Origin of the sequence: Nocardia sp. NBC_01388, from assembly GCF_045040085.1 — a bacterium.
Lineage (GTDB): Bacteria > Actinomycetota > Actinomycetes > Mycobacteriales > Mycobacteriaceae > Nocardia.
Map to the genome: position 1 here is coordinate 5371338 of NZ_CP109553.1, position 16965 is coordinate 5388302.

The window sequence follows — 16965 nt, forward strand, 5'->3', positions numbered from 1 at the left end:
AGCTGAGCGGGTGTTTGTTGTCTGAATCACACGGCGGTGATTGCATCAAGGCATGTTCACCGAGGCGCAGCTGTATTCGCCGGTCACCAAGGGGGCCGACGGCGATGTGACGGTGCATTTGAGCGATGAGCATCCCGGCGTGCACGATCCGCTGTACCGCATCCGCCGCAATGCGATCGCCGCGCTGGCCCTGGACTACCGGCCGGGCGCGCCGGTGCCGCAGATCGAGTACACCGCCGAGGAACAGGAAGTCTGGCGGATCGTCTCCGCCGAATTGGCGCGTAAGCGTGAGCGCTACGCCTGCACCGAGGTGATCGAGGCGGCGCGGCGGCTCGCACTGCCCACCGATCACATTCCGCAGCTGGACGAGGTGACGGCGCATCTGTTACCGCTCACCGGTTTCCGCTACGCCCCCGCCGCCGGCCTGGTACCGCTGCGCGAGTTCTTCGGCTCTTTCGCGGATCGGATCTTCCACTCCACCCAGTACATTCGCCATCATTCGGCCCCGCTGTATACACCGGAGCCGGATACCGTCCACGAAATCCTCGGCCACGCCAATCAATTGGCGAGTCCGCGCTTCGCCGCGCTGTACGAGACGGTGGGTGCGGCCGTGGCCCGGCTCACCTCCGAGCGGGCCTTGAAGTTCCTGGCCGATGTCTTCTGGTTCTCACTGGAGTTCGGCGTGGTGCGCGAGCACGGCGAAGTCCGTTGCTACGGAGCCGGTTTGCTCTCCTCGTTCGGCGAGATCGAGGAGTTCCGCGATGCGCGGTTGCGGCCGTTGCACATTCAGGAGATGGGCACCGCCGTCTACGACATCACGCACTATCAGCCGGTGCTGTACTGCGCCGACTCCATTGCCGAAATCGAGGATGTGGTCGGCGGTTTCTTCGCCACGGTGGACGACGAGGTCGTCGCGGGACTGCTGGAACAGCCTGTCTAGAGCGGCATTCCGGCGGCGAGGAAGTCGATGACCCGCACGATCAGATCCCTGTCGAAGGGCACCCGTCCGGACGAACCGACAATCCCGAACATGGCACCGGTCATCGCACCGACCAGCGCGCGGATCTCGAAATCGTCGGTGCTGCGGCCCAACCGAGGCGCGATCACACCGGCCATGAGGACGATATTGCGCTCGAATTCCCGGGCCATGGCACCGCGCAGCTCGGGAATCGAATAGACCATATCGACGCGCTCCTGTTCGAAGGCGAACAGCTCCGGATCCATTTCGTCGAAGGAGTCGATGACGGCCTGGCGGAGGGCGGCCAGGATCGGCATATCCAACGGCTGCCGTTCGATGGCCCGAATCATGATCGGGTCCACGTCGTCGGCGAGCACCACCTGTTCCTTGGATGGGAAGTACCGGAAGAAGGTGCTCGGCGAGATATCGGCCGCCTCGGCGATCTGCTCGACGGTGGTCTCGTTGTAGCCGTGCTCGCGGAAGAGCCGGAACGCCTCGGTGCGAATGGTGCGCCGGGTGCGTTCCTTCTTGCGTTCCCGCAGGCCGATCCCGGCCGGGGCGCTCTTGGCCCCGGCCGGGATCGTGGTGTGCTTGGGCTCAGCCGACATGAACCGATTGTGCAGCATCGGGCGCGAGCTCCGGCGCGGCCGGCCGATTCCGGGTGAGCAGCAGGGCCAGTGCGGTGGCCGCCAGCGCCACCCCCGCGCAGACCCACATCATGACGCTCATACCGTCGACGAACGCGGATCGCACGTGCGCGAGCACGGCCGGATCACCGAGTGCGCGGGCCGCACCCACCCCGGCATTGACACCGTCGGAGAGCGGTTCGTGATCGAGATCGCCGAGGCTGGAACGGTATTGGGTGGCCAGCACGGTGCCCAGTACCGCGACGCCGATGGTGCCGGCCGCCTGCCGCAGCGCCTGCAGCAGCGCCGAACCGGAGCCCGCGCGGTCGGGGCTGAGATCGCTCATGGCCAGGCCCATGGAGGCGGGCATGACGAAGCCCATGCCGATGCCGACCAGCACCAGGGCCGCGGCCGCGAAGCCGTAGGGCCGATCCACGGTGATGAGCGCGGCCATGCCGAGTCCGGCGGTGAGGAAGGCGAATCCGGCGGTGAGCACCACCCGCATCCCGGCCCTGGGCAGCAGCTTGTCCACCACCCGGGTACCCACCAACAGTCCGCCGATGAGCGGTAGCAGGCGCAGTCCGCTGCCCAGGGTGTCGGTGCCGAGCACCGATTGGAAGTACTGCGGCATGGTGAAGAACAGGCCGAACATGGCGAAGTTGATAATGACCATATAGACGGTGCCCCAGCGGAATCCGGGTGCGGTGAAGAGTCCGAGATCCACCAGCGGATGCTCGGCGCGCCGCTGCCACAGGATGAAGCCGGCGAGCAGCGCCACCCCGGCCGCGACGACCGCCCAGCCGAGGCCGTTGCCCCAGCCTTCCTGCCCGAGCCGGATGAAACCGTAGGTGAGGCCGAGCATTCCGGTCGCGGAGAGCGCGATGCCCGGCAGGTCGATGCGGAAGACGCTGCCGCTGCGCGATTCCGGGACCAGCAGCGCCACCGCGGTCGCGCCGATGACGACCAGCGGCACGTTCAGCAGGAATACCGAGCCCCACCAGAAGTTCTGCAGCAGCCAGCCGCCCACGATCGGTCCCAGTGGCAGGCCGATGGCGGTGGAGGTGATCCAGATGGTCAGTGCGCGTTGCCGTTCCGCGGGATCGGGGAACAGGCCCGGCAGCACCGACATGGACAGCGGCATCATGGCCGCGGCGGCGACGCCGAGGACCACGCGGGCGGCGATGAGCTGCCCGGAGGAGACCGCGAAGGCGCAGGCGAGGGAGGCCGCGCCGAACAGCAGCAGGGCCCCGAGCAGGATCTTCTTCCGGCCGTATCGGTCACCGAGGGCGCCCGCGGGGAGCATGACCGCGGCGAGGGCGAGCGTGTAGGCGCTGCTGAACCACTGCAGCGCGCTGGTGTCGGCGTGCAGGTCGACGGCGAGGGTCGGCAGCGCGACGGTCAGCACGGTGACGTCGAGCCCGATGGTCAGCATGGCGAGTGCCAAGGCACCCAGGGCCAGCCAGCGGCGCACTCCTGGCTCATTCATGACAGTTCCAATCAGTTGATTCAAACTTGATAATGACAGAGTCTCTCATTTGCTAGACGGTGTCAAAACTTGTTGTGTCATGTATCCGCCGCACACAGCTGGACTAGTGTCCAGCCCTCGTCGCGACAGCCACCCGGAACGCTGCTAACTTCATCCGGTCAGTTACGAATTAACAGATCCCGCAATGGCTCTGGAGATGTAAGGCACCAAATGACCGATCAAGCAACAGAATCCGTAACGCCTTTGCACCTGCAAGGACGTGAAGCCGTAATCGCCGCTGCCGCACCGGAAGACTGGCGCGAGGAAGCCCCCGACTACCACCTCAGCCACACCGTCATGCCGGTCGAGCGCACCACCGACCATGCGCCGGATTCGCTGGAATTCATTGTCGAAGAGCTGGTGAAGGTCTTCGAGATGGAGGTCTCGCACAAGAAGGATCCGGCCACCTGGGTCTCGCTGGTGGCCGAGCACTACCGCGGCCGGGTCAACGGCGGCGAATGGCAGGACTCCGAGGAGTTCGCGCGGATCGGCTCCTACAACATCCTGATCGGCGACAACCCCTACTACCCGGGCGGCGAGACCTTCGAGTCCTCGCACCACATCTTCCACACCGCGTTCCCCGGCGGCTTCTTCTGGGAGGTGCTGGAGGTGCTGGCCGGCCCGCCGACCGTCACCTTCAAGTGGCGGCACTGGGGTCGCTACACCGGTGAGTACCAGGGTCACCAGCCGACCGGTGAGCTCATCGAGATGACCGGCATCACCATTGCCAAGGTCAGCGAGGATCTGCGCATCCTCGAGCTGGAGCACTTCTACGACAACAACAAGCTGCTCGGCCCGCTCGCCCACGGCTGCCCGGTCGCCAAGACCGCGGAATAACCGGCGGCCAGTACTTTTCAGCGTCCCCGCAGTCGCATTGCGGGGACGCGCCTCGACCTCCCCGGCCACCCACAGGTTGCGCCTTTAAGCTCGTGAGCGATGAGCATTCGCAGGCTTTCGCGCCAAGACCCCAGTCCCCCCGGCCGCCGGCATCGCCTCTCGCTGATCACCGCCGCCGCCCTCGCGGCCGGACTCACCGCGGTGGCCGGGGTGGCGTATGCGCCACTACCCGGCGCAGCGACGGCAGCACCGCCGAGCAGTACGACCACGACGCCGTTCACCACCCCGAATACCGACGGCTGTCCGAACAAGACCGCTCCCCCGCCGCCGATCGACGCCTCCGAGGTGCCCGAGCCGGGTGATTCCGCACCGCAGCCGTTGCCGATTCCGAGCCCGCCGGTCGGCGGCGATCAGCTCGGCGGATGCGGTGTGATCCTGCCCTCGGGCGCACCGCAATTGCCGGAGGGAATCTCCGCGACGGGGTGGGTGGTGTCGGATCTCGATACCGGGAAGGTGCTCGCGGCCAAGGATCCGCACGGTCGCTATCGGCCCGCGTCCACCATCAAGGTGCTGCTGGCGGATGTGGCGCTGCGGGTGCTGGATATGAACAAGACGGTGATCGGCACCCAGGACGATGCCAATGCGGACGGCACCCGGGTGGGTATCGGGCCGGGTGGGCAGTACACCAACGCACAGCTGTTCCACGCGCTCATCATGGCGTCGGGCAATGATGCGGCGCATGCCATCTCGGCTCAGCTCGGCGGGGACGAGGCCACCGTGGGCAAGATGGACGATATGGCGAAACGCCTGCACGCCCTGGATACTCGCGCCGCGACCCCGTCCGGCCTGGACGGTCCGGGGATGAGCACCTCCGCCTACGATCTGGCGACGATCTTCCGCGATGCCATGACGATTCCGCTGTTCGCCGAGCTCATCCACACCGAGCAGTTCGACTTCCCGGGGTTCCCGGCGGATCCGAAAAACCCTGAGGACAAGGATCATCCGGGTTTTCCGATCGCGAACGACAACCACCTGCTCTACGAATACGACGGCGCGCTGGGCGGTAAGACGGGGTACACCGACGATGCGCGGCAGACCTTCGTCGCGGGCGCGCAGCGCAACGGCCATCGGCTCGAGGTCACGCTGATGAAGGCCGATGTGCTGCCGTTCCGGCCGTACGAGCAGGCGGCCAAGCTGCTCGACTACGCGTTCGCGCTGCCCGCCGGATCGAATGTCGGCAGCCTGCCCGACGCGGGCGCGAAGGCGCCGGATTCGACTGTGGTGGTGGCACGTCCGCCGGTGGCGGAACCCGCCGCGGATTCCGGCGATTCCGGTTCGAGCAACAACAATCTGCGCACCACGCTCATCGTGGGTGGCGTGATTCTGGTGCTGGTACTGCTGGCGGGCGCGCGCCGGATGAGCCGCCGCCGGCGCTGACCGCGGTTCAGCGCCGGCGGCGCGCCGAAAGCAGTGCTCCGGCAACCGCTCCCGCACCGAACAGCGCCGCACCCGCTCCGGCCGGAAGTCCCGGACCCACACCACGGGGTTCGATGACGGCCGGGGCGGGCGGTGGAATATCCGCCGGCACATCGTTTTCGGTGGCCGTGGCCGCCCAGGCGGTGGCGAAGAGAATGATGCGGGCGGTGAAGTAGCTGAAGACCATCAGTCCGAGGATCGGCCCGAACGCCACCCCGGCCGGGCCGTTCACGACCGATTTCAGAATGATCGAGGCGAGCTGTTTGAAGGCCTCGAAGATCACCGCCGCGATCAGCGCCGCCCGGGCCGCACTGCGCAGCGTCACCGGATGCCGGGGCATGCGGGCGATGATCCAGACGAAGACGGCCCAGTTCGCGAGCACGGCCAGCAGCAGCGACAGCAGCGTGAGCAGCAGTGTGATGGCGGTGGATTCGTGAATGTGCCAGCGCCGCAGCAGCGCCGAGATGAGGCCGCTGGAGGCGAGTACCGACAGGCCGACGGATATCCCGATGGCCAGGAACAATCCGATCATCGCCCCCAGGTCCGAGAGCTTGGTCCGCGCCCAGTTTCCGGGTTTGCTCGGCTGTTCCCACTGTTCGGTGAGCGCCGCGCGCAGGTTCGCGATCCAGCCGAGCCCCGCGTAGGCGCCGGTGGCCAGACCGATGACGCCGACCCCGGCGCGCGAGCGGACCGCCTCTTTGATCAGGTCATTGAGCTGCTGCCCGGCCGAGCCCGGAATGTTCTCGACAATCTTGTTCTGAATCTCGGTGAGCAGGTGCGGATTTCGGGACAGCACGAATCCGGCGACCGCGAATCCCACCATCAGCAGCGGAAACAGTGACAGCACAGTGAAATACGTAATGCCCGCGGCGTAGTAGTCGCCGCGCTGGCGCTGATACCGTCCCGCGGCGCGCACCACATGATCGAGCCAGTGCCGCTTCTCGATCTCCCGCTCGATCCGAGCCTTGACCTTGCCGAACACCGCTTACCTCCGCAACGCTCGGTACGCCCTGATCAGACCTCTACTCTCGCATCCGGATCGATGCGCGCACCGTAAATTCGGTGCGCGTCGGCCGAATCGCGACCTTCGCCACAGCCGGGTTCGCGGGCTGTCAGCGGGCGAGGAACCCGACGCGGTCGTACACCTGGGCCAGGGTCTTGCTCGCGACCTCGCGGGCCTGATCCGCGCCGGAGCGCAGGATGCGGTCGAGTTCGGTCTGGTCGGACATGTACTCGTCGACCTTCGCGCGCAGCGGGGTGACGAATTCGACCAGGGCGTCGGCGGCGGCGGATTTGAGATCGCCGTAGCCCTTGCCCTCGAAGTCCTGTTCCAGCGTGACGATCGGGGTGTCGGTGAGCGAGCTCAGAATGACCAGCAGATTGCTCACGCCCGCCTTGGTCTCCGGGTCGTAACGGATCTCGCGCCCGGTATCGGTGACCGCGGAGCGGATCTTCTTGGCCGAGACCTTGGGATCGTCGAGCAGATTGAGCAGACCGGCGTCCGAGGAGGCCGATTTGCTCATCTTGGAGGTGGGATCCTGCAGGTCGTAGATCTTGGCGGTGCCGGTGACGATATGCGCCTCCGGCACCACGAAGGTCTTCTTGTACCGAGTGTTGAAGCGCTGCGCCAGATTTCGGGTCAGCTCCAGGTGCTGGCGCTGATCCTCGCCGACCGGCACCAGCTGCGGGCGGTAGAGCAGGATGTCGGCGGCCATGAGCACCGGATAGGTGAACAGGCCGACGGTCGCGTTCTCCGCACCCTGCTTGACCGACTTGTCCTTGAACTGGGTCATGCGGCTGGCCTCGCCGAAGCCGGTGAGACAGTTCAGCACCCAGGTCAGTTCGGCGTGCTCGGGCACCTGGCTCTGCACGAACAGCGTCGACTTCTCGGGGTCGACGCCCAGCGCCAGCAGCTGCGCCGCGGAGACCTTGGTGCGCTTGCGTAGTTCCTTGGGATCCTGCGGCACGGTGATGGCGTGCAGGTCCGGGATGAAGTAGAAGGCGTCGAATTCGTCCTGCAGCCGCACCCAATACTGCACGGCGCCAAGGTAGTTCCCGAAGTGGAACGAATCGCTGGTCGGCTGGATACCGGACAGGACCCGCTGCTTGCGTTCGGCGGAGGGCTCAGGACTCGACATGCCCTGATCTTCGCATGCGGCTCAGGCCGAATGTCTGGCCACCCAGTTGCGCGGATCGACCCCCGGCATGCTGGGCCGACCGGCGCTGATCAGGCGCTGCTCGCGGCGTGTCGCGAGGCGGTAGAGCGGATAGCTCGGGCCGGTCAGCGAGCCGCGCAGCAGCTTGGGGGCGAGCGGCGGGGAAATGTGCGCGGTGCGGACCGCCCGGGCCAGGCCGCGGCAGGCGATCTCCTCACGCATTCCCCAGCTCACGCCGTACATTTCGCGAATGCGCGGCGGGAGGCTGCCCTGGACCAGAAGTGAGAAGCCGCCCAGCGCCTGCTGAATCGGCATCGGCATCGGATAGGCGACGCGCTGGCCCATGAGGTATGCGCCGACGATTTTGGCCTCGTCGGTGAGGAACACCTCGTCGGAGGCCAGGTAGCCGTCGTAGTCGCGGCGGAACTGCGCATAGGTGGCCGGCGCGGCCTCGCGCGGCATGCCGAACAGTTCGCCCCAGCGGCAGTAGTCCTGGAAGAGACCTTCGCGCTCGCCCGGGGTGAGCTTGCGGACCAGCAGATCGTGCATGACCTCGGCGGAATCGAGGGTGAAGGCCATGGTCATGAACATGAGGTGCGGATCGTGCGCGGAGTAGCGGGTGCCCGCCGGATTGTGCTGTCCCGCATGCTCGGGCAGCGCGCCCTCCACCGTGCTGTGGCGTTTGCGGGTGAAAGAGCGTGCCCGATCGGCTTCTTCGCGGGTGCCCAGGGAGACCGCTTCGAAGAGCTTGCCGGTGAGCGCGAGTCGCGTATACGGCGTGGTCCGATGCTGGGTGTTCTCGGCGGTCCCGACATAGAGCAGCGGGTGCACGGCCCCGATCACCAGGGCGCGCTGCCCGTAGGTGAGTCCCACCGCCCGCTTGCGCATGACGCGCCGGATCATCGAATCGTCGGAGAAGTAACCGGTCTGTGCAGGCATCGTTGCCTCCTGAAGCAAGGGTGTGACGCGGCACACCGCATCTGGAAACAGGGTCCCCCAGATAGTCATTTCTGGCAAGACCTACTACCAGAATCGTCGCCGTGCCAGAATCGACCCGTGACCGGGCAACGGACCTACGGCGGTATCTCGGCGGCCGAACGCCGCACACAACGCCGCACCGCCCTGCTCGACGCGGCCCTCGATATCCTCGGCGCCCAGGGCGTGGACAAACTGACCGTCGCCGCGCTCTGCTCCGGCGCGGGCCTCAACGAGCGCTACTACTACGAGAACTTCGACAGCCGCGACGCCGTGCTGTCCGCGTTGTTCGACACCATCGCCGAGGAGTTGGCCGCCGCCCTGCTGCACGCTCTGCACACCGCGCCCGACAGCACTCGGGGCAAAGCGCACGCCGCGATAGCCGCGGGCATCCACGTGCTCACCGACGACCCCCGCAAGGCCCGCGTAGCCCTCGCCGTCAGCTCCGCGACCCCCGAACTGCGCACCCGCACCGTGCACACCATCCGCGCCTTCGCCAATATCGTTGCCGCAGAAGGCATCGACTTCTACGGCCTGACCGACGCCGAACCCGACCCCGTAATCAGCTTCCGCGCAACATATCTGGTCGGCGGCCTCGTCCAAACCCTCACCGCGTGGCTCCAAGGCGATCTCCCCATGACCCGGGACGACCTCATTGACCACACCACCGACATCTTCGTGCTTCTCGGTGAAGACATGGCCACCCGATTGCGGCCCTGACCAACCCGTAGAACACCGAAAACGCCCGGCCTCTTCGGATCAAAAGGCCGGGCGCTCAACAGGATTCGGCTAGTTCCTGGCACCGGTCTTCGGGTCGAGGACCAGGGCGGGCTGGGCGGGAGAGTTGAAGTCGAACATCGGGTCGAGGACGCCGGCGCGGTCGTCGTAGGAGTCGTCGCCGATGCGACCGGTCTTCCAGTTGTCCTCGATGAATCGCAGGATCGAGCTCTGGTCGGTGACCGAGTGGTCGACGAAATTGGACTTGGCGTAGGGCGAGATCACCAGCAGCGGCAGGCGTGGGCCGTAACCGCAGCGACCCTGGTACGTGGCGTGCTTACCGTTCACGTCGCCGCAGGTGCTCGGGCCGTTCAGGGCGTCGTACGGCGAGCTGGAGGACAGGCCCGCGGGAGCGGACTTGTGGTCGTACCAGCCGTCGGAGTCGTCGTAGGCGATGACGACCGCGGTGTCCTTCCAGTCCGGCAGCTTCTGCAGGTGGTTGATGGACTCGACCAGGAACTGCTGCTCGTCCAGCGGATCGGAGTAGGCGGCGTGGCCGTCCTGGTAGCCGGCGGCCTTCAGGTAGCTGACGGCGGGCAGGTGCCCGGCGTCCGCGGCCGACCAGAAGTCGGACAGGTCGTACTGGTGGTTGGCCTGATCGGTCTGGCCGATCTTGTCCACCGAGGTGGGCGGCAGGTGGTGCGGGTTCGCGGTCGAGGGGTAGTACTGGAACGGCTCGTGGTGCGGGATGTAGTCGTCCTTGGTGTCGAACGCCCGGTCACCGGTCTTGCCGGTGCCGCCGAGCATCGGGCCGACCGTGTGGTTCGCGCCGCAGACGGCCTTACCGCCGGTGGTCGCGGTGGGCTTGAAGCCGCCCTCGAAGAAGCCCCAGCTGATGTTCTTCTTGTTCAGCAGGTCACCGATATTGGTGCCGGTCATCTGCACCTGGTCGCGACTGGAGCAGTCGTCGCCGAAGGGCTGCGCGTCGTCGGTGATGGTGCCCTGGCCGTTGCCCGCCTGCTCCAGCACGTCGATGGCCGGGAACGGCTTGCCGCCGGGCATGAATTCCTTTGTCACGCCGTGGGTCTGGCCGGACACCAGGTTCAGCGCGCCGATCGCCGACGGCCCGAAGGTGGTGCCGTAGGAGTTGTCGCTCATGGCGTAGTGCTGCGCGTAATTCCACAGCGCCGTCACGGAATTGCCGTCGTAGTAGTCCATCACCATGCCCGGCGCGCCGAAGGTCGGCGGCTTGCAGGTGGCCATTTCGGTGTGCTCGACGAACTTGTCCATCTTGCCGTCGTCGAAGGCGGACTGCTCGTCCTTGTACTCGTGGTCCTGATCGCAGGTGACCTGCTGGTTCGGGCCGCCGAGTCGCTGCGGCTGGAACTTGTTGGGGTTCTTGGTCAGCAGGTCGGGGGTGAACCCGTCCACCGAGGGCGTATTCGGCAGCGCGGTGAACGGGGTGCCGTCGGTGTTCGCGGCCTTCGGGTAGGTGCCGAAGTAGTGATCGAAGGAGACGTTCTCCTGGAAGATCACCACGACGTGCTTGATCGGCGTCGCGGTATCGGCTGCCGACTGCCCCGGGGAACCGGAGCACGCGGTCGCGCTCAGCGCTACCAGCGCGGTGAACGCGGCAGCGGTGCGACTTCGCCTGCCCAGGCGACGGCGAGACGGGGCTTGCATGGGACCTCCCGGATCATTCGATCGCGTCAGGCCGCGATCGCAATAGCGTGACCATTGCAGCGCCTGCCACACGCAGATACGCGGGAAGGTGAACGGAGCGGGAAAGTCCGATGAATCCGGCTCGGCTGTCCGGCTGTCCCGCCCCTGCCGATCGGCTATCCCAGCCGCAGCGCCGCCGCCTCGATACCGGCGGGTGCGGCGTCCTGCAGCACCACCCGGAATGCCACCTCCCGCTCGGCCCAGTGCCCCGCACTGTCGGTCATCGCCGCGGCGAACCAGTGCCGTTCCCCGGGCTGCTCGGTGAGCAGCAGCGCGGCATTACGCACCACCACCACGTACCCCCGGGCCGGGCCGATGAATTCGTCCAGATCCCGCAGACATTCGTCGAAGGCATCCTTGTTCTGCCCGAAGTAGTACGGAAACTGAAACGCCGCCGCGAACTCGTCGAAAACCTCTGCCACCGTGCGCATCTTGCGCCCCCGCAGCTCCCGCGACAAATAGTCCTCGGGCATTTGCGCACGCACACCGGAGAATTCGGCCGCCCCGACCGGAAGCACGCCGAGGGTGGCGGGTTGCGCCGCTCGGCCCGAGTCACCAGGGGTACCGGAAGCAACGGATTTCCCTGGGGCGGAGAGGAACTGCGAGAGCGTCAGCTCGGACATCAGCGCATCCTCACAAAGGTGTTGTAGTGGTCACCGGTGTAATAGGCGGAACCGTCGCTGCCGGTGATGATGCGCTGGGCGTCGCGGCCCTGGCCCGGCTTCTTCGGATTGACGTCCCACTCCTGATAGGAGATCTTCTTACCGCTCGAATCCTGTGCGGGCAGACTGCCGCCCCGGTTCATCCAGGTGTCCCCGCCATGTGTCCCGGGGGAATTGGCGGAGCCGGGCCAGCGGCCCGCGTCGATCTCGATCAGCGTCTGGTAGGCGCGATCGGGCACACCGGCCGCGTGCGTCGGCTCATCCACGGCGCCGGGCGCGGTGGCGCGCGGCCCGGGTTTGGCTGCGGTCGTGGTCTTTCCGGAGACCGTGGTGGTCACCTTGGCGCCGCTCGTCGTGGCGGCGTGATCGCCGCCGCGCGAGACGAGCACCGCGACCAGCACCATGATCAGCGCGCCGCCCAGCAGCAGCCAGGCGCGCGCCCGCGAGGAGATCTTCACCGGTACTGCACCGTGACCGGAGCGTGGTCGGACCAGCGTTCGGCGTAGGTGGCGGCCTTCTCCACCACGGCCTGCTTGGCCCGGGTGGCGATATCGCCGGAGGCCAGCTGGTAGTCGATGCGCCAGCCGGCATCATTGTCGAAGGCGCGGCCGCGGTAGGAGTGCCAGCTGTAGGGGCCGGGCACGTCCGGGTGCAGCAGGCGCACCACGTCCACGTATCCGGCGGCCAGCATGGACGACACCCAGGCGCGCTCCTGCGGCAGGAAGCCGGAGTTCTTGACGTTGCCCTTCCAGTTCTTGATGTCGAGTTCGGTGTGCGCGACATTCCAGTCGCCGCTGATGACGAAGTCGCGGCCGATGCTGGTCATGCGCGCGCCGATGGCATCGAGGAAGCGGTACTTCTCGTCCTGCATCGGGGTGTCCGCCTCACCGGTGTGCACGTACACACTGGCCACGGTGAGCTCGTCGAAGTCGGCTTCCACATAGCGCCCCAGCTCGGCGAATTCTTCGACGGCACACCAGGTTCCGTCCTGGTCGAGACCGACTCCGACGCGCACGGCATCGGGTGCTCGGCGGGACAGGATCGCCACCCCGGCGCGGCCCTTGATGCCGGGTTCGGCGTGGGTCAGGAACCATCCGGCTTCGAGCGCGGGCGCCAGTGCGCTACGCGTTTGCTCATCGGTCGCCCGCGTCTCCTGCAGGCAGATGATGTCGGCCTCGGTGACCGCTAGCCAGGCGAGCAGTCCCTTGGGGGCCGCGGCGCGCACTCCATTGACGTTTACCGTGCTGAGGATTTTGGGCACCCCACGACCGTACAATGCCGCTATACCTACTCTCCACGGACATCGAGGTCCGGGAAGGGGTGATGACGATGACGTCAGGCACCGACAAGCCCACCGTCCCGCTCGCGCCCGTGCGTGCCCTTCACACCGGCTCCGGTGATCCCCTGCTCCTGTTGCACGGGTTCATGATGTCGCCACACTGCTGGGAGCAGGTGGCGCAACGGATGTCGTCCCATTGCGAGGTGTTCGCTCCCGCCTTCACCGGGCACTGGGGCGGCCCCGAACTCGACGGCTGGTACCTGGATGTCAGTGCCCTTGCCGACCGGGTCGAAGACCAGTTGGACGAATTGGGCTGGCGTACCTGTCATATCGCGGGAAATTCGCTCGGCGGCTGGGTGGGCTTCGAGCTGGCGCGGCGCGGCCGGGCCCGCACGCTCACCGCGATCGCCCCGGCAGGCGGCTGGCAAACCCCTTCCGCCCTGCAGGTTCGGGTGGGATTGAAGTTCCTGTCGCTGGTGCCGCTGGTGGAGGTCGGCAAATATCTGCCCGATCTGCTGGCCTTCAGCGCGCCGGTGCGGCAGGCGGTGGCCATGATCCTGAGCAAGAACACCGCGGCCGCCCCGCGCCGCGCCATCGAGGCCGCCATCACCTCGTCGCTGCACTGCCGGGCCATGCTGCCGCTCATCGCCGGCGTGCTGCGCGCCCCCGATCTGGAGGATCTGTCGGATCTGAAAACACCTGTGCGCCTGCTCATGTGCGAAAACGACCGGGTGATTCCCTACCGCGCGTATGCCAAGCGCTTCCTTCAGGAGCTCCCGGATTCCGCAGACCGTATTCTGGTACACGATGTGGGTCACGTCCCCATGCTGGAGGCGCCCGACCGCATCGCCACGCTCATCGCGGAGCACGTCTACGCCAGCCGCACCCGTCTGCGCGCTGTCTGAAGCATTGGGGGGAATGTCCACAGATGACCGACCACACGCCGGTGGACCAATCCAAACCGAGCATCGCGCGGGTCTACGACTATCTGCTCGGCGGGAAGGACAACTATGCCGTCGATCGGGAGGTCGGCGACTACTTCAAGAACGACCTGCCCGGTTCGGTGGCGATCGCCTTCGCCAATCGTCAGGCGCTGGTGCGTGCGGTGGGCGAGATGACGCGGCTCGGCATCAAGCAGTTTCTGGACATGGGCAGCGGCCTGCCGACTGCCGACAATGTGCACCAGATCGCGCAGCAGCTGATTCCCGACGCCCGGGTGGTGTACGTCGACAATGATCCGATCGTGCTGGCGCACGGGCGGGCACTGCTGGCCGATCACGAGACCACCACGGTGATCCAGGCGGATCTGCGTGACGCGGAAGACATTCGGAACGATCCGGAGGTCGTCCGGCTCCTCGACTTCGACCAGCCGGTGGGCATCATCTTCAGCGCGACCCTGCACCACCTCAATGACGACGAGAAGCCGGGCGAGGTGGTGCGCTACTGGTCCGAGCGCATACAGCCCGGAAGTCTGGTCTACATCTCGCATTTCCGGTCCGGGCACAATGAGGAGACGCAGGCCGCGGAGCAGAAACTGCAGACCACCTTCGGGCGTGGCCGCTGGCGCAGCGAGGACGAAATCCTGGATCTCTTCGGCGATCTCGAAGTACTCGAGCCCCGGCTGGTGCCGTGTGCGCTGTGGCATCCCGCCCCCGACGAGACTTCCTCCGAGGCAGCAGGGGTACGGCGCATCGGCGGACCCGCCCAGGAACTGTCGGTGTGGGAACAGCTGATCGCCTGCGCCATGGCACGCAAGCCGTAGCAGCTACTCGGCGGGCGCGAAAACTACTGGCACACCGGACTTATCCCGCCTGCTCATGATTGCCCGCACGCTCGAGAACCCCGAGCAGCAACTGAGTCACATTGTCGGGCTCGTCGAGTTGCGGGCAGTGTCCGGCGGTCGGCAGCACCACGAAGGCGCTGCCTGGAAGCTGGGCGTGCAGATCCCGGCCCGCCGCCACCGGGATGATGCGGTCCTTTCCGCCATGCACCACGAGCACCGGGCACGAGACGGTGAGGTTACCGTGCCCGGAAACATGTTCGCGCGCATAGCGAACGGCATCGCGCCCTCGCGCGGCGGCGGCCGCCATATTCGGGACCGACCGCAGGGCCGTCGCGATGAATGCGGGATCGGCGCGGTGGCCGCGGCCGTACACGAATCGGGACACCCCGAGGGCGACCGCTCGCCGCACCATCCGATCGGGCACCGGCAGCGCACCGGCGACGTCGAAGAACCGCCGGAACTCGCTGCGGCGCACCAGCCTTGCCACCAGATGGTGTGCCAGCAGCGGCTCGTCCAGGGTGACCAGGGCGCGGATCCGGCCGGTGCGGTCACGCGAGGCCGCATGCAGTGCGGTCGCCGCGCCGAGCGAATTACCCACCAGGACAACGGGACCCTGCGCGTCGACGAGCGCCTCGGCGAAGGCGTCGAACTGCGGGGTGAGCGGTCCGGTACTCCGCGAATCGGCCAGGCCGAAGCCGGGTAGATCCACGGCGATCGCGCGCCGTCCGGCCGCCGCCAGCCGCGTCAGCACTCCCCGCCAGGTGTCGGCGCTGTCGCAATAGCCGTGCAGCAGTAGGACTGTCGGCCCCGCGCCGTCGACGGACAGCTCCCTGGTCCGCACTCCGGCATAGACCCGGGTCGATTCCGTCACCACGCTGTGATCGGAGGGCATCATGGCCTGACTCCCCATGTAGTTGTATGACAACATATTCCGGCCGTCCGGAGCCACGGCGAGCAGCTCCGGACGGCGGCGGTCCTACTGCGCGAGCAGGCCCTTGGCGACGTGCGTCACCTGAATCTCATTGCTGCCGGCATAGATCATCAGCGACTTGGCGTCCCGGGCCAGCTGTTCGACGTGGTACTCGGACATGTACCCGTTGCCGCCGAACAGCTGCACCGCCTCCATGGCGACATCGGTGGCGGTCTCCGAGCAGTAGAGCTTCATGGCGGACGCCTCGGCCAGCGACGGCGACTTACCCGCGCGACCACGCTCGAGCACGTTGAACACCATGTTCTCGATATTCATCCGGGCGATCTCCATCTTGGCCAGCTTCAACTGCACCAGCTGGAACCGGCCGATCTCCTGACCCCACAGCTTGCGATTCTTGGCGTAGTCCAGACAGACCCGATGACATTCGTTCACGATGCCCAGCGCCATGAACGCGACACCGATGCGTTCGGCGGTGAAACTCGAACGGGCGCTTTCCCTTCCGTCACCACCCTCGTGCTGTTCGGTCTCGCCGAGCAGCCGGTCCCGAGACAGCCGCACATTGTCGAAGAACAGTTCCCCGGTGGGCGAGGCGTGCAGGCCCATCTTCTTGAACGGCTTGCCCTGGGTGAAGCCCTCCATGCCCTTGTCCAGCACGAAGGTCAGCACCTTGCGGTCCCGCTTGTCGACGCCGTCGCCCTCGTCCAGCTTGGCGTAGACGACCACGGTATCGGCGTAGGGGCCGTTGGTGATGAACGTCTTCTGCCCGTTGAGCAGGTAGTCGTCACCGTCGCGGCGCACATACGTCTTCATCCCGCCGAACGCGTCCGAGCCCGAGTCCGGTTCCGTAATCGCCCAGGCCGCAACCTTTTTCATGGTCACGATATCGGGCAGCCAGCGTTCCTTCTGCGCGAGCGTGCCGCGCGCCATGATCGTGGTGGCCCCGAGACCGATGCTCACGCCCATGGCGGTGACCAGGCCCATGCACACCCCGGACAGTTCGCTGATGAGCACCGCCATCATCGATTCCTGCCCGGAGAACGGGCCGCCGTCGCCGGAGGTGCGTTCCTTCTTCTCCGGCAACGGTTCCCCGGCCGCCAGCGCCGCTTCCCTCTTGCGCTGCCGGGCCAGCATCTTGCCGATGGCCTCACCACCCAGGGCGTCGATTCCGAACTGGGCGAACAGGTTCCGGACAATTGGATACGGCAGCATCTCGCCGCTGTCCAGCGCGTCCAGATTCGGACGGATCTCCTTGTCGATGAAGCTGCGCACCGCGTCGCGAATCATCTCATCGGTCTCGGACCACTCGAACATCGTTGTT

Annotated in this window: 17 protein-coding genes; 6 read left to right on the forward strand and 11 right to left on the reverse strand. The window is 66.6% G+C overall.

Going from position 1 to position 16965, the window contains the following annotated elements; translation table 11 throughout:
• Positions 1 to 52 precede the first annotated feature (52 nt).
• Positions 53 to 940, forward strand: coding sequence for a phenylalanine 4-monooxygenase (locus OG716_RS26335; protein WP_405133375.1), 888 nt, complete (start codon positions 53 to 55; stop codon positions 938 to 940).
• On the opposite strand, the gene OG716_RS26340 is transcribed toward OG716_RS26335, so the two are convergent.
• Both OG716_RS26340 and OG716_RS26345 read right to left on the reverse strand, forming a co-directional pair.
• On the reverse strand, positions 937 to 1566 hold the full coding sequence (locus OG716_RS26340) for a TetR family transcriptional regulator (protein WP_405133376.1): 630 nt from the start codon (positions 1564 to 1566) through the stop codon (positions 937 to 939). The genes OG716_RS26335 and OG716_RS26340 overlap by 4 nt on opposite strands.
• Positions 1556 to 3070 (reverse strand): MFS transporter, encoded by a 1515-nt coding sequence (locus tag OG716_RS26345; protein WP_355124723.1) that lies wholly within the window; start codon positions 3068 to 3070, stop codon positions 1556 to 1558. Before OG716_RS26345 ends, OG716_RS26340 begins: the two co-directional genes overlap by 11 nt.
• 210 nt (positions 3071 to 3280) lie before the next feature.
• Between OG716_RS26345 and OG716_RS26350 the strand changes: the two genes are divergently transcribed.
• Positions 3281 to 3946, forward strand: a complete 666-nt coding sequence (locus OG716_RS26350; RefSeq protein ID WP_355124721.1) for an ester cyclase — start codon at positions 3281 to 3283, stop codon at positions 3944 to 3946.
• Between the two features lie 99 nt (positions 3947 to 4045).
• The gene (locus OG716_RS26355) at positions 4046 to 5383 is read left to right on the forward strand and encodes a D-alanyl-D-alanine carboxypeptidase family protein (protein WP_405133377.1); all 1338 of its coding nucleotides are present in this window, start codon (positions 4046 to 4048) and stop codon (positions 5381 to 5383) included.
• A gap of 7 nt (positions 5384 to 5390) precedes the next feature.
• On the opposite strand, the gene yhjD is transcribed toward OG716_RS26355, so the two are convergent.
• From yhjD to OG716_RS26370, 3 genes are all read right to left on the reverse strand, one after another.
• The gene (gene yhjD, locus OG716_RS26360) at positions 5391 to 6404 is read right to left on the reverse strand and encodes an inner membrane protein YhjD (RefSeq protein ID WP_405133378.1); all 1014 of its coding nucleotides are present in this window, start codon (positions 6402 to 6404) and stop codon (positions 5391 to 5393) included.
• A gap of 130 nt (positions 6405 to 6534) precedes the next feature.
• Positions 6535 to 7560: a tryptophan--tRNA ligase gene (trpS, locus tag OG716_RS26365; RefSeq protein WP_405133379.1), complete on the reverse strand. Its 1026-nt coding sequence runs from the start codon at positions 7558 to 7560 to the stop codon at positions 6535 to 6537.
• Between the two features lie 21 nt (positions 7561 to 7581).
• A complete protein-coding gene (locus OG716_RS26370) occupies positions 7582 to 8517 on the reverse strand; it encodes an oxygenase MpaB family protein (RefSeq protein ID WP_405133380.1) in 936 nt (311 codons plus the stop codon).
• 117 nt (positions 8518 to 8634) lie between these two features.
• On the opposite strand from OG716_RS26370, the gene OG716_RS26375 reads away from it, so the two are divergent.
• On the forward strand, positions 8635 to 9273 hold the full coding sequence (locus tag OG716_RS26375; RefSeq protein WP_355124712.1) for a TetR/AcrR family transcriptional regulator: 639 nt from the start codon (positions 8635 to 8637) through the stop codon (positions 9271 to 9273).
• Positions 9274 to 9342: 69 nt separating this feature from the next.
• On the opposite strand, the gene OG716_RS26380 is transcribed toward OG716_RS26375, so the two are convergent.
• The 4 genes from OG716_RS26380 to OG716_RS26395 all read right to left on the reverse strand — a co-directional run bounded on the left by OG716_RS26380 (position 9343) and on the right by OG716_RS26395 (position 12915).
• Complete coding sequence (locus tag OG716_RS26380) at positions 9343 to 10953, reverse strand: phospholipase C (RefSeq protein ID WP_405133381.1); 1611 nt, start codon at positions 10951 to 10953, stop codon at positions 9343 to 9345.
• A gap of 155 nt (positions 10954 to 11108) precedes the next feature.
• On the reverse strand, positions 11109 to 11615 hold the full coding sequence (locus OG716_RS26385; RefSeq protein WP_405133382.1) for a barstar family protein: 507 nt from the start codon (positions 11613 to 11615) through the stop codon (positions 11109 to 11111).
• Complete coding sequence (locus OG716_RS26390) at positions 11615 to 12112, reverse strand: ribonuclease domain-containing protein (protein ID WP_355124706.1); 498 nt, start codon at positions 12110 to 12112, stop codon at positions 11615 to 11617. The genes OG716_RS26385 and OG716_RS26390 overlap by 1 nt, the downstream gene beginning before the upstream one ends.
• Positions 12109 to 12915, reverse strand: a complete 807-nt coding sequence (locus OG716_RS26395) for an exodeoxyribonuclease III (protein WP_355124704.1) — start codon at positions 12913 to 12915, stop codon at positions 12109 to 12111. Before OG716_RS26395 ends, OG716_RS26390 begins: the two co-directional genes overlap by 4 nt.
• Positions 12916 to 12983: 68 nt before the next feature.
• Between OG716_RS26395 and OG716_RS26400 the strand changes: the two genes are divergently transcribed.
• Together OG716_RS26400 and OG716_RS26405 are read left to right on the forward strand one after the other, a co-directional pair.
• Positions 12984 to 13838 (forward strand): alpha/beta hydrolase, encoded by an 855-nt coding sequence (locus OG716_RS26400; RefSeq protein WP_355124702.1) that lies wholly within the window; start codon positions 12984 to 12986, stop codon positions 13836 to 13838.
• Between the two features lie 23 nt (positions 13839 to 13861).
• The gene (locus tag OG716_RS26405; RefSeq protein ID WP_405133383.1) at positions 13862 to 14695 is read left to right on the forward strand and encodes an SAM-dependent methyltransferase; all 834 of its coding nucleotides are present in this window, start codon (positions 13862 to 13864) and stop codon (positions 14693 to 14695) included.
• 40 nt (positions 14696 to 14735) lie between these two features.
• Here the strand turns inward: OG716_RS26405 and OG716_RS26410 are convergent, their stop codons facing one another.
• Both OG716_RS26410 and OG716_RS26415 read right to left on the reverse strand, forming a co-directional pair.
• A complete protein-coding gene (locus tag OG716_RS26410) occupies positions 14736 to 15611 on the reverse strand; it encodes an alpha/beta fold hydrolase (protein WP_405133384.1) in 876 nt (291 codons plus the stop codon).
• A gap of 81 nt (positions 15612 to 15692) precedes the next feature.
• On the reverse strand, positions 15693 to 16958 hold the full coding sequence (locus OG716_RS26415; protein WP_405133385.1) for an acyl-CoA dehydrogenase family protein: 1266 nt from the start codon (positions 16956 to 16958) through the stop codon (positions 15693 to 15695).
• Positions 16959 to 16965 lie beyond the last annotated feature (7 nt).